We start from the raw sequence: 12,747 nt of genomic DNA, 5'->3' as shown, positions 1-12,747 counted from the left end.
AAAGGCGCATGGTAACGGATGCAGCAATTTGCCTCTACTCAAGAGCGATGGATGCCATGCCCGGCATTGCGTAAAGTGGCAGCAACATCAACCAAGGAAGAAATCATGTGCCTGATAACCCTTGCCTGGCGCCCCGGCCATGCCCAGCCACTGGTCGTTGCGGCCAATCGCGATGAGTTCTATGCGCGCCCCAGCGCAGCCCTGAGTCAATGGCACGACGCACCTGGGATATACGCCGGGCGCGACCTCGAAGCAGGCGGCACCTGGCTCGGCATTAGTGGTGATGGTCGTTTCGCCGCCCTGACCAATATTCGCAATATGCAACTGCCGGCGGGCCGGCGTTCACGGGGTGAGTTGCCCGCCAACTTCCTGCGCACCAGTCTGAGCGCCCGCGACTATATCGAAACCCTCAAGGTGAGCGCGGCGGATTATTCGGGATTCAATCTACTGGTCGGCGATGGTCAGCAGCTGTGTTATTTCAACTCGCACAGCGGCCAAGCCCAAACGCTTAGTGCCGGGGTTTACGGTTTATCCAATGCCGAGCTCGACAGCGCCTGGCCCAAGGTTGATTACGCCAAGCAGGCCCTTGCCCAGCAACTTGAGTCACCAAGACCCGAGGCTATGCTGGAGTTGCTTAGCGATAACCAGGTACCGAACGACAACGCCTTGCCTGACACCGGCGTCGGCATCGCCACCGAACGCCTGCTTGGTAGCGCATTTATTGCCAGCCAGACCTACGGCACCCGCGCCAGCACGGCATTGATCGTCCAGGCCGACGGTCATTGGCAGATGGTTGAACGCAGTTTTGGCACCCTTGGTGTGGCATTGGGCGAAGTCAGCCTGCAAGGCTGACTGTGGATAAGTGCCCAAGCCTGGCAACGGGCCAGGACTGGGTCTTATGCCTGAATATCCGAGGCGGGGTTGATCATTCGGCCCAAACCTAGGTTACGCAATGCCAGGTGCAGGGTACTGTCGATAACCTGCGGATTGTCGATGGTCATCACCTGCGCCAGCAGCTCGCGGGCCTTGGTCATGGTGATCTGGCGCAGCAGCCACTTGACCTTGGGCAAGTTGGTGGCGTTCATCGACAAGCTATCAAAGCCCATCGCCATTAGCAGCACCGCCGCGGCTGGATCACCGGCCATTTCACCGCAAATGCTCACCGGCTTGCCTTCGGCATGCGAGTCATCGACCACCTTGCGCAGCGCTTGTAAAACGGCCGGGTGGAAGAAGTCGTACAGGTCGGCAACCCGTGGATTGTTGCGATCCACAGCCAGCAAGTATTGTGTCAGGTCGTTGGAGCCGACAGAGAGGAAATCCACCTGCCGCGCCAAATCGCGGGTCTGGTACACCGCTGCCGGAATCTCAATCATCATGCCCACTGGCGGCAATGGCACATCGGTGCCTTCATCGCGCACCTCGCCCCACGCCCGATGGATCAGGTGCAGGGCCTCTTCAAGCTCCTGAACCCCCGATATCATCGGCAACAGGATCCGCAGGTTGTTCAACCCTTCGCTGGCCTTGAGCATGGCCCGGGTTTGTACCAGGAAAATCTCCGGATGATCGAGGGTCACGCGAATGCCGCGCCAGCCCAGGAATGGGTTGTCTTCCTTGATCGGAAAGTAGGACAGGCTCTTGTCACCGCCGATATCCAGGCTGCGCATGGTTACCGGCAGCGGATGGAAAGCTTCAAGTTGCTCGCGGTAGATTGCCAGTTGCTCTTTTTCGCTGGGGAAGCGCTCCTTCATCATAAAGGGCACTTCGGTACGGTACAGGCCCACACCTTCGGCACCACGCTCTTGCGCGCGGGTTACATCCGCCAGCAAGCCGGTATTGACCCACAGCGGCATTCGATGTCCATCGAGCGTCTCGCACGGCAAGGCGCGCAGCGCATCGAGCCCCTGGCTTAGCTGACGCTCTTCCTCAACCACGTCAGCGTATTGCTTGCGCAGTATTTCACTGGGGTTGGTGAACACCTCGCCATGGTAACCATCGACGATCAGCTGGATTCCGTCGATCTTCGAATAGGGTAAATCCACGGCGCCCATGACTGTCGGGATGCCCATGGCACGGGCAAAGATAGCCACATGGGAGTTACCCGAACCCAGCACCGAAACCAGCCCGACCAACTTGCCTTCCGGCACTTCGCCAAGCATCGACGGCGACAGCTCCTCACTGACCAGGATGGTGTTATCGGGATACGTCAGGTTTTGCTGGCGAGCTTTCTGCAAATACGCCAGCAAGCGCCGGCCCAGGTCCTTGATGTCCGAGGCTCGCTCACGCAGGTAGGCATCGTCCATCAATTCGAAACGGTTGACGTGATCCGTTACCACCTGGCGCAAGGCTCCCTGCGCCCACTGGCCGGTCTTGATGACCTTGACCACCTCGTTACCCAGCGAGGCGTCTTCGAGCATCATCAGGTAGACATCAAACAGCGCACACTCTTCTGGGCGCAGTTGTGTGGCCATCTTCGCCGAAAGTGCGCGCATGTCTGCACGAACGCCTTAAAGAGCCGTATTGAACAAGGCCAATTCAGCGTCGATGTTCTCAATGGTTTTATCGGGTACCACTTCCAGGTCCGCTGGTGGCAGTACCACCAGCGCAGTACCAACCGCCGCGCCTGGCGAGCCGGGCACGCCGACAAACTTGGCTTCCTGGATACCCTTGCCTTGCTTGCCCAGGCCACGAATCGAACCCGTGGCCTCGGCGTGGGCAATAACACCGGCGAGCTGGGCGCTCATGGTCACCAGGAAGGCTTCTTCACCTTCGTCGAACTGGCGGCGCTCTTTTTGCTGGATAACCAGAACGCCCATCACCCGACGGTGGTGAATGATCGGCGAGCCCAAAAATGAGGCATAGCGCTCTTCACCGGTTTCGGCAAAGTAGCGATAGCGTGGGTGAGCGGCTGCATTTTCGAGGTTCAGCGGCTCTTCGCGCGTGCCTACAAGACCGACCAGGCCTTCATTGGGCGCCATGCTTACCTTGCCAATCGAACGCTTGAGCAAGCCGTCGGTGGCCATCAGTACGAAACGGTTGGTTTCAGGGTCGAGCAGGTAAACCGAGCAAACGTGGCTGCCCATGGCCTCTTTTACGCGCTGCACGATAATGCCCAACGCCGCCTTGAGGTCTTTGGCGGCATTCACTTCCTGGACGATCTTGCGCAGCGTATTGAGCATGGCTCGACTCTAGTCTATGTCAGTCCCGCGTCAACAAACGCGGTGCGAGTTCTTTAAGGGCGCGGCGATAAACTTCACGCTTAAATGTAACGACTTGACCGAGAGGATACCAATAACTGACCCACTTCCAGCCATCAAACTCAGGTTTATTGGTGAGGTCCATGCGTACGCGCTGCTCATCGGAGGTTAGGCGCAGCAAAAACCATTTTTTCTTCTAACCAAACACCAGCGGTTGGCTTTCCGTACGCACTAACCGCTGAGGCAGACGATACCTCAACCAACCACGGGTGCAGGCGAGAATTTGAACATCGCGCCGTTCGAGCCCGACTTCTTCATTCAACTCACGATAAAGCGCGTCTTCCGGCGACTCATTATCGTTGATCCCACCTTGTGGGAATTGCCAAGCGTCCTGGTTAATCCGGCGCGCCCACAGCACCTGCCCGGCATCATTAGTCAAAATAATGCCGACGTTCGGGCGAAAACCATCGGAGTCAATCACGGCGCACAACCTCGTAAACGCATGTACTGGCATTGTTCCACAAAGCCTGCGACAGCGGCAACGCGCTAGATGGTGTAATAGGAATACCTCGCAAAAGCAGCTATTCTGCGGGCCCTTGGACTCAATCAGTAAGGTGATGTGTGCGCTTGGCTTTATTTGATCTCGACAACACCCTGCTCGGTGGTGACAGCGATCACGCGTGGGGCGACTACTTGTGTGAACGCGGCATCCTCGACGGTGTGGCCTACAAGAACCGCAATGACGAGTTCTATCAGGACTACCTGGCTGGCACCCTGAACATCACCGATTATCTGAATTTCACCCTGGACATACTCGGGCGCACCGAGATGAGCCAGTTGCAGCAGTGGCACGATGACTTTATGCGCGATTGCATAGAGCCCATTATCCTGGCCAAGGCCGAGGCCCTGCTCGAACAACACCGCCAGGCAGGTGACAAGCTGGTCATCATCACCGCGACCAACCGCTTCGTCACCGGACCTATTGCCGCCCGCCTTGGCGTGGACACCCTGCTGGCGACCGAATGCGAAATGGCCGACGGCCGCTACACCGGCCGAACAACCGATGTACCCTGCTTCAAGGAAGGCAAGGTCACCCGTCTTAATCGCTGGCTCGAGGAGACCGGATACAGCCTTGAAGACAGTTACTTCTACAGCGACTCAATGAATGACTTGCCGCTGCTTGAGCAAGTCAGCCATGCCTTCGCCGTTGACCCCGACCCACGCCTGCAAGCCGAAGCCGAAAAGCGCGGCTGGCCGGTGATATCACTGCGCTGAATCAATAGCGCCGAGACTCGGCAGGCACAAAAAAAAAGGGTTACGGCGCGCGCCTGTAACCCTTTTTGGGAGCAACCCCTTAGACCGGCTTGGCGCCCATCAGCCCCATGATCGCGATCAGCAGGATAATGATCAGCACCGCATAAGCCATGCACAAGCGCTTCAAGCCGGCTGGTGCCGGCGTCTCCCCCACCGCCAGCCAGACGCGCAGGCGCCTGGAAAGCAACAGGCCCAGGATCACCAGCAGGGCAAACAACAGGCTGCTTGCCGGAAAGCAACAGGCCCAGGATCACCAGCAGGGAAAACAACAGGCTGCTTGCAAACAACCACATCTGGCTCAGCGGCAACCCGGTCATGTCGACCATCCAGTAACCACTGAACGGCAGCGTCAGCGCCAACAGGGCCAGCACCGGCACGCTGATAAAGCGTGTGCGCTTGAGTTTACGCTGCAACACGTCGGCATCACCGCTGCGCTGGGCCTTCCAGAGCATGAACACATGGGCCAGCAAACCTAACAGCACAAGCACTGCAACGGCGCTGTGGGCGATCTTTATCAGTTGATAATGTTCCATCGTATATTGGGCCTATCCAAGGAAAAGTGTGTACGCCGGGTTCTCACTCTCATCCCAGTAGGGATAGCCGATCGCGTCAAGTGCTGCCGGGACCAGATGGCGCTCGTGTTGAGGAACTTGCAGCCCCGCCACCACACGGCCATCCGCGGCGCCATGGTTGCGGTAATGAAACATCGAGATATTCCAGCGCCCACCCAACTTATTGAGGAAGTTGAACAGAGCACCCGGACGCTCGGGAAACTCAAAGCGCAGCACGATTTCGTCACTGACCCGCTCCGCGCGACCGCCAACCATGTGGCGTATATGCAACTTGGCCAGTTCGTTGTCGGTCAGATCAAGTACCGGGAAACCCTTGTTTTGCAGGCCTTCAACCAACGCCTTGCGCGGGTCGGTTTCGGGATGCGTCTGCACGCCAACGAAGATGTGTGCCTCTTTGGCGGCATGGTAACGGTAGTTGAATTCAGTGATCTGGCGCTTGCCAAGGGCTTCGCAGAACGCCTTGAAGCTGCCAGGCTGCTCGGGAATAGTCACGGCAATGATCGCCTCGCGTTTTTCGCCCAGCTCGGAACGCTCGGCGACGTGACGCAAACGATCAAAGTTGATATTGGCTCCCGAGTCGATGCCAATAAGCACCTGATCCCGGACACCTTCACGCTCGACGTACTTCTTGATGCCGGCGACACTCAAGGCGCCAGCAGGTTCGGTGATGGAGCGCGTGTCATCGTAGATGTCCTTGATCGCCGCGCAAATTTCATCGGTGCTGACGGTAACCACTTCATCGACATAATCCTTGCAGATATCGAAGGTATGCTTGCCGATCTGGGCAACTGCCACACCATCGGCAAACAGCCCAACCTGCCCCAACACCACACGCTCACCCGCCGCCATGGCGGCTTGCAGGCAATTCGAGTCATCTGGTTCGACGCCTATGACCTTGGTTTGCGGGCATAGGTATTTGACGTAGGCCGCGATTCCCGCGATCAACCCGCCACCGCCAACAGGAACGAACACCGCATCGATCTTGCTTTGATACTGGCGCAGGATCTCCATCGCCACCGTGCCCTGGCCAGCAATGGTGTCCGGGTCATCGTAGGGATGAACATAGGTAAAGCCCTGCTCCTCGACCAGCTTCAGCGAATGAGCCAATGCCTCGGGGAAGCTATCGCCGTGCAACACTACGATTCCACCACGCGAACGCACGCCATGGACCTTGATTTCCGGCGTGGTCTTGGGCATCACGATTGTGGCCTTGATCCCAAGGTGCTTGGCAGCCATGGCCAGGCCTTGGGCGTGGTTGCCGGCCGAGGCAGTGACCACACCGCGCTCACGCTCGATATCACTGAGCTGGATCAGCTTGTTGTAGGCGCCACGAATCTTGAATGAATAAACCGGCTGCAAGTCTTCACGCTTAAGCAAAATCTTGTTGCCCAGACGCTCTGAAAGTTGAGGAGCGACTTGCAACGGCGTTTCCACCGCTACGTCATAGACGCGCGAGGTCAGGATTTTCTTAACGTAGTGTTCGAGCATGATCTCTAATCGCTGGCGGTATTCAAAGGAGCTCACGAGTCTACCCCACGGCGGCCGTGCTAGACCACACGGAATCGGGGGATTTGGCTGCGACGTCGTGACTCGATTGCAGCACATTAGTGGCAGGGTTTTCTTGCACATGCCGCTATAATTAGCCCCCACCCATCTTCAACTTAGGCTCAGAACCGTGATGACTCAGGACCAACTCAAGCAAGCTGTGGCGCAGGCTGCTGTCGACCATATCCTCCCCAAGCTCGACGCAAAGAGCATCGTGGGTTGGGGCACGGGCTCCACCGCCAACTCCTTTATTTATGCGCTGGCCAAGCACAAGATGGAGTTCGACGGTGCAGTTGCCAGCTCTGAAGCCACCGCAGCACGCCTTAAAGGCCACGGCATCCCGGTCTACGAACTGAACACGGTCAGTGACCTGGAGTTTTACGTCGATGGCGCTGATGAAAGCGATGAGCGCCTGAACCTGATCAAAGGCGGCGGCGCTGCATTGACTCGCGAAAAGATAGTCGCGGCCGTAGCCAAGACCTTTATCTGCATTGCCGGTGCCAGCAAATTGGTGCCAGTGCTTGGGGCCTTTCCCCTGCCGGTCGAGGTGAGCCCTATGGCGCGTAGCCATGTGGCCCGCGGGCGGGTCAAGCTCGGTGGCGATCCGGGATACCGCGAAGGCGTAGTTACGGATAACGGCAATGTGATTCTTGATGTATTCAATCTGCAGATCGTCAACCCAATTGAACTGGAAACGCGCATCAACGCAATCGTGGGCGTTGTCACCAACGGTCTGTTCGCGGCGCGTGGTGCCGATTTATTGCTGCTGGGAACCAGCGAAGGGGTCAAGAGTCTGACTCGATAGGAGGCTTGGGCTGGTCGGATGGCAAAGACCAGCTAGGCTTGGATTGTCCCTATCCCGACCAAGGAGGTCAAAATGGCCAGTAAATTTCACCTGAAAAAAGCCAAAGACGGTCAGTTCCACTTCAACTTGCTCGCAGGTAACGGTGAGATCATCCTCACCAGCGAGATGTACAAAGCCAAGGACTCGGCGCTTAACGGCATTGAATCGGTGAAAAAGAATTCGGCGCGCGAAGGCGCTTTCGAAATCAAGACCAGCAGCAACGACAAGCATTACTTCGTGCTCAAGGCGACAAACGGCCAGGTGGTAGGCCAAAGCCAGATGTACACCACAGCCGCAAGCTGCAAGAACGGTGTTGAATCAGTCCAGAAGAATGCGCCAGGGGCCGTGCTCAACGACGAAAGCTAAAGCCAAGGCATTGGACTCAAAAACGCCGGTGGCTTATGGAGCCCCGGCGTTTTTTATGAGCGCACTACTTGGCTTGCTTCTCGAACACATAGAACAGGTTTGGCTCACTGATCAGGTAGAGCACGCCGTTATCATCCATGGCGACACCTTCAGCCTGTGGCACCGACGCCTTCAAGCCATGCTGGCGACGCAGCAGGGATAAGGTACTGATCGGCTTGCCCTCCACATCAAGCTCGATGACAAGGCTCGACTCATCAGAGAGCGCCAACAAATGGCCCGTTTTCTCGTCAAACTGCAGGCTCGACAGGTCGCGAACAAACAAGCCCTTATCGCGCTTGATGTTATCAACCACATGCACTGAATACTTTTGTTCGGCGTTGGCTTCGGCAAAACCGGTTATTTCAAGGATTCGTACGGGGTCACGCTCTTTGGCCACATACAGGCGCTTGCCCACAGAATCATAGGCCAGGCCTTCGAACCCTTTGTTGCCGCCCCCACCCACGCTGAGTGAGAACTGCTTGGTTTGATCGGCATTGACTTGCCTGGTGCTGTCATCGATCTCTACCCGCAGCAGCCGCTGGAGCCGCTCATCGGTGATCACGAATACATTGGGGCGAATGTATTCAACCGCCTCGGGATCACCAAAGCCCACCAGATCAATACGGCGCAAAACCTGGCCATCGAGGGAGAGCTCGATCAGCTGTGGCTGCGTATTGGTGACGGTAAACAAGGTGCGCCTATCAGGGTCGAAAGTCAGCGCGGAGATATCATCATCAAGGCCTTCAATTTTCTTGGCCTCGAGGCTGACGCGATAATCCGACAGCCAGATCGCATCCGCTTGACTGCTGCTGGCAGATGTTGCGTTGAACCAGATCCGTTCGAACAAACGATACTGCTGCGCAGCGACCGCCAGCAATACCACCACCAGTACCAATAAGGCCAGCAACACACGTTTAACCGAGAACAGGGAACCCATGTTTGTACTTCTCAGAAATTGCGCATAAAAAACGCCGCCCAAGCCCAGCTTGCAGCAGCGCATCCAACATTGGGGCTGGCCCCGGATGCACTAGATCAAATGCACCCGGAATGCCAATCACAGCAAGTGTTACTTGACCAACTCCACGCGGTCGACTTCAACTTCAACACCGCTACGACCCTGATCAACTTCACCGGTCAGCTTGACGGTGGCTTTATCGTCAACGCTCTGGCTCGGCCAGTCTTCATCATCGATTTCAACTTCGACGGTGCCGGTGGCGTCCTTGAATGTGTAGTGTTCGCCGCGCAGACGCTCGACAATCTGACCTTGCAGCACAACCTGGGTATCGTCAGCAGCCTTGAGCGCTTCAGCGACTGTGGTCACCTGAACGTTGGCGCTAGGACCGTTGTAGCTTTGAGCCATGACCGCAGTCGAGAACAGTGGGGCAAGCAGCAGTGCGAGAGTAGTGCGTTTCATAGTCTGAATCTCTAATCAGTGAATGACAGGGTCAGATTAACCAGCGTAGCTGAAGCCTTGCTGAATTTTGCCTTAAGCCAAACTTAAAAGAATCCTCAGACAGCGAAGTGATGTTCCAGTGGCTAATTATACAGCACATAGAAAAGATTGGGCTCGCTGACCACATAGATATCGCCATCGGCACCGATGGTCACGCCCTCGGGCTGCTTGACGCCCCAACCCAGACCATTGAATCCACTGGCAAGACTGATAAAGCTGTGCGGCCTGGCGTTGGCATCCAGCTCAACCAATACCCGCGACTCGTCAGAGAGCAGCAGCCCATGCCCGGTCCGGGGATCAAAACTCACGGAAGAAATATCGCGGACAAAAACATCGTCGATATTAAGCTCAAGCATGCCCTGGGCCGGACCGCTCTTGCCTGGCAGTGGCAAGGTGTAAAAGCCCCGGGGATCTCGCTCTTTGGCCAACAGTATCAGCTGGCGACGACTGTCCCAGCCTAGCCCCTCAAAGCCTTTGTTAGCGGCCTTGGCAAAGCCCAGGTCAACCTGGATTTGCTGCCTGGCATTGATCTGGGTTGTGCTTGCAGTCAATGGAAAAACCGTGAGCGTGCGCTGACGCTCATCGACGATGGCCATCAAGTCGCCAGAGAGCGCTTCGACACCTTCGGGGTTTTCAAGCCCTGTCACCGGGATACGCCGCAACACATCGCCAGTCAGCGATAACTCGACCAACTCGCTATGCTTGCCCAAAATAGTAAACAGGGTGTTGCTGCTGGGCCGGTACGTCAGCCCGGAAACCTCACCCTCTTCAAGCCCGGCAATCGCCTTGCCGGCCAGGGTCACGCGGTAGCTGGGCAACCAGATGCTTGACGCTTGCATCTCGTCACTGGTTTGCAGTTCCTTGAGCAGGAACAGCGCGCGTTGATCCCAGCGCTGATAGAGCCCGACACTGACAAACACCACAAGCATTAAAACCAGCAGACTGCGAAATACAGTGCTGAACACCTTCGAGCTTTTGGGCACCGCTATTACTCAATAAAAACGATACCGCTCAAGCTAGGCGTATCCTCAGGTTCAAATACCGCTCAACGCGCATCCCTGCACATACTAAGAAAGGGGCCGGATCATTTAATTAGAGGACTTGGCTGGTGAAACTGCTCAACCCAACCAGTTCAATCTGCAATTGATCACCCTTGTTCAGAGGGCCTACTCCGACTGGAGTTCCAGTGAGAATGACATCGCCAGGTTGCAAATTGAAGTGAGCGGCCATGTTCTGGATCATTGGCACGATCGGATTGAGCATGACGCTGCTGTTACCGTCCTGGCGGACTTCACCATTGATGCACAGACGAATGCCAATGCCGGCCAAGTCAGTGATGGCATCACCACTGACAAAAGGCGCAAGCACGCAGGCGCCATCAAATGACTTGGCGATTTCCCACGGATAGCCCTTTTCCTTGAGCTTGGCCTGGACATCACGCAGGGTCAGGTCCAGGGCAGGCGCGAAACCTGAAATCGCATCCCGTACTTCTTCGCTGCTCGGTGAGCGCGACAGTGGCTTGCCTATCAGCACCGCGATCTCGGCTTCGTAGTGCACCGAGCCACGGTCGTCAGGAATGCTGAACCCAGTATTGAGTGGCACTACACAACTGCCTGGCTTGATAAACAACAGCGGCTCGGTCGGAACAGGGTTGTTTCAATCTTTGGCATGCTCGGCGTAGTTGCGACCAATGCACACCACTTTACCCATTGGGAAATGGATGAGGGTGCCGTCGATATACTGATGCTGGTAGCTCATGAATAGTCCTCAAAAGGCAATGCATGCAAAACAATGTGGGCTCGACAACAGGCCGGACATCAGTGATGTGTTGTCCAGTTCCGGCCTGGCCTGGCAATTACTCAGCGAAAATCTTACCGGGATTCATGATGCCATTGGGATCAAACACCGCCTTGATGGGCTTCATGTAGGCAATTTCAGCTTCAGAGCGGCTGTATCCCAAGTAGTCACGCTTGGTCATGCCCACGCCATGCTCAGCCGAGATCGAGCCGTTGTACTTCTGCACGATCTCGAACACCCACTTATTGACAGTGGCACACTTGGCGAAGAATTCGTCTTTGCTCAGGTTCTCGGGCTTGAGGATGTTCAGGTGCAGGTTGCCGTCCCCGATGTGACCGAACCAGACAATCTCGAAATCCGGGTAATGTTCGCCGACGATCTCGTCAATATCATGCAAAAAGGCCGGGACTTTAGAAACGGTCACCGAAATATCGTTTTTGTATGGCGTCCAGTGGGAGATGGTCTCGGAGATATATTCGCGCAGCTTCCACAGGTTCTGCAGTTGCGCCTCGCTCTGGCTCATCACGCCATCGAGTACCCAACCTTGCTCAACGCAGTGCTCAAAGGTCTCGAGTGCGGCGTTGGCCACTTCTTCGGTACTGGCTTCAAACTCAAGCAATGCGTAGAAAGGGCAATCGGTTTCGAAGGCTGGCGGCACATCGCCACGCGCCATGACCTTGGCCAGGGCCTTATCCGAGAAAAACTCGAAGGCGGTCAGGTCAAGTTTGCTTTGGAAGGCATGCAGCACCGGCATGATCGAATCGAAATCAGCGGCACCCAGCACCATTGCGGTCAGGTTCTGTGGTGCGCGATCGAGGCGCATTGTCGCCTCGACCACAAAGCCCAGTGTGCCTTCGGCACCGATAAACAGCTGGCGCAAGTCGTAGCCGGTGGCGTCCTTGATCAGGTCTTTGTTCAACTCAAGCAGCTCGCCAGTGCCGGTCACCACCTTTAGGCCAGCCACCCAGTTGCGGGTCATGCCGTAGCGAATAACCTTGATACCGCCGGCATTGGTGCCGATATTGCCGCCAATTTGACTGGATCCTGCGGAAGCGAAATCCACCGGATAATACAGGCCCTGTTCTTCAGCAAAGTTCTGCAGTTGCTCTGTAACGACACCTGGCTGGCAGACCACGGTGCGATCAAATTCGTTGAACCCAAGAATTTGATTCATGTAGTCAAACGAAACCACCACCTCGCCGTTGGCCGCGACGGCAGCAGCAGACAACCCGGTGCGGCCGCCGGAGGGTACTAAAGCGACCTTGCTCTGGTTCGCCCAGCGGACGATGGCCTGCACCTGTTCAACGCTCTTGGGAAAGACAATAGCAAGCGGTGCCGGGGCAAAGTGTTTGGTCCAGTCCTTGCCGTAGGCATCAAGGGAATCGGCATCGGTCAGCACTTTTCCGACTTCGACTAAGGACTTCAACTCATCAATCAGGGCAGGATTGGTCATCTACAGAACTCTCAAACGATTCATGGTCACCCTGAGCACGCTTCATCTGCCAGGATAGGGTGTTTCGCGGGGCACCTATGCTAGCATACGCACCCCGTTAATCAGTGCCCAGCACTAACCCACGGGCTTATCAGCAGTTGGTGCTGAGAATTTTCCTGACACTCTATTGT

The 12,747-nt window shown here is 56.3% G+C and carries 10 protein-coding genes and 4 pseudogenes; 4 read left to right on the top strand and 10 right to left on the bottom strand.

Translation table 11 applies throughout. The features are described from left to right. Positions 1–105 precede the first annotated feature (105 nt). Positions 106–852 (top strand): NRDE family protein, encoded by a 747-nt coding sequence (locus tag PSES9_RS0107510; RefSeq protein WP_029529427.1) that lies wholly within the window; start codon positions 106–108, stop codon positions 850–852. Positions 853–896: 44 nt separating this feature from the next. On the opposite strand, the pseudogene ptsP reads toward PSES9_RS0107510, so the two are convergent. Beyond that, a pseudogene (gene ptsP / locus PSES9_RS23110) lies at positions 897–3,176 on the bottom strand (phosphoenolpyruvate--protein phosphotransferase). Positions 3,177–3,195: 19 nt separating this feature from the next. Continuing rightward, positions 3,196–3,675, bottom strand: a pseudogene (locus PSES9_RS23105) (RNA pyrophosphohydrolase). A gap of 140 nt (positions 3,676–3,815) precedes the next feature. Here PSES9_RS23105 and PSES9_RS0107495 point away from each other — a divergent pair. Next, positions 3,816–4,469 (top strand): HAD family hydrolase, encoded by a 654-nt coding sequence (locus PSES9_RS0107495; protein WP_010485603.1) that lies wholly within the window; start codon positions 3,816–3,818, stop codon positions 4,467–4,469. 79 nt (positions 4,470–4,548) lie between these two features. On the opposite strand, the gene PSES9_RS25675 is transcribed toward PSES9_RS0107495, so the two are convergent. The 3 genes and pseudogenes from PSES9_RS25675 to ilvA form a co-directional block, all read right to left on the bottom strand. After that, the gene (locus tag PSES9_RS25675) at positions 4,549–4,725 is read right to left on the bottom strand and encodes a hypothetical protein (protein ID WP_443216054.1); all 177 of its coding nucleotides are present in this window, start codon (positions 4,723–4,725) and stop codon (positions 4,549–4,551) included. A gap of 76 nt (positions 4,726–4,801) precedes the next feature. Then, positions 4,802–5,041 (bottom strand): annotated as a pseudogene (locus tag PSES9_RS25670) (DUF2269 family protein); the annotation flags it as partial. Between the two features lie 12 nt (positions 5,042–5,053). Continuing rightward, the gene (gene ilvA / locus PSES9_RS0107485) at positions 5,054–6,568 is read right to left on the bottom strand and encodes a threonine ammonia-lyase, biosynthetic (RefSeq protein ID WP_010485600.1); all 1,515 of its coding nucleotides are present in this window, start codon (positions 6,566–6,568) and stop codon (positions 5,054–5,056) included. Between the two features lie 190 nt (positions 6,569–6,758). Between ilvA and rpiA the strand changes: the two genes are divergently transcribed. Both rpiA and PSES9_RS0107475 read left to right on the top strand, forming a co-directional pair. Next, a complete protein-coding gene (rpiA, locus tag PSES9_RS0107480) occupies positions 6,759–7,430 on the top strand; it encodes a ribose-5-phosphate isomerase RpiA (protein WP_010485598.1) in 672 nt (223 codons plus the stop codon). Positions 7,431–7,502: 72 nt separating this feature from the next. Next, positions 7,503–7,835 carry a YegP family protein gene (locus tag PSES9_RS0107475; RefSeq protein WP_010485597.1) on the top strand — a complete coding sequence of 111 codons (333 nt, stop codon included), beginning with the start codon at positions 7,503–7,505 and terminating at the stop codon, positions 7,833–7,835. A 64-nt stretch (positions 7,836–7,899) separates the two neighbouring features. On the opposite strand, the gene PSES9_RS0107470 is transcribed toward PSES9_RS0107475, so the two are convergent. The 5 genes and pseudogenes from PSES9_RS0107470 to PSES9_RS0107450 form a co-directional block, all read right to left on the bottom strand. Then, positions 7,900–8,811, bottom strand: a complete 912-nt coding sequence (locus PSES9_RS0107470; RefSeq protein ID WP_010485595.1) for an SdiA-regulated domain-containing protein — start codon at positions 8,809–8,811, stop codon at positions 7,900–7,902. Between the two features lie 129 nt (positions 8,812–8,940). Continuing rightward, positions 8,941–9,288, bottom strand: a complete 348-nt coding sequence (locus tag PSES9_RS0107465) for a NirD/YgiW/YdeI family stress tolerance protein (RefSeq protein ID WP_010485592.1) — start codon at positions 9,286–9,288, stop codon at positions 8,941–8,943. 122 nt (positions 9,289–9,410) lie between these two features. Continuing rightward, entirely contained in the window at positions 9,411–10,310 is a 900-nt protein-coding gene (locus tag PSES9_RS0107460) for an SdiA-regulated domain-containing protein (RefSeq protein ID WP_010485590.1), read from the bottom strand. Positions 10,311–10,419: 109 nt separating this feature from the next. Further along, positions 10,420–11,085: pseudogene (locus tag PSES9_RS23095) on the bottom strand (fumarylacetoacetate hydrolase family protein). 97 nt (positions 11,086–11,182) lie between these two features. Continuing rightward, a complete protein-coding gene (locus PSES9_RS0107450) occupies positions 11,183–12,577 on the bottom strand; it encodes an FAD-binding oxidoreductase (protein WP_010485586.1) in 1,395 nt (464 codons plus the stop codon). Positions 12,578–12,747: the final 170 nt, after the last annotated feature.

It is taken from the genome of Pseudomonas sp. S9 (assembly GCF_000222125.1).
Classification (GTDB): domain Bacteria; phylum Pseudomonadota; class Gammaproteobacteria; order Pseudomonadales; family Pseudomonadaceae; genus Aquipseudomonas; species Aquipseudomonas segetis.
The sequence above is the reverse complement of the archived record's forward strand: the minus strand, read 5'-3'. Positions and strand labels throughout refer to the sequence as shown.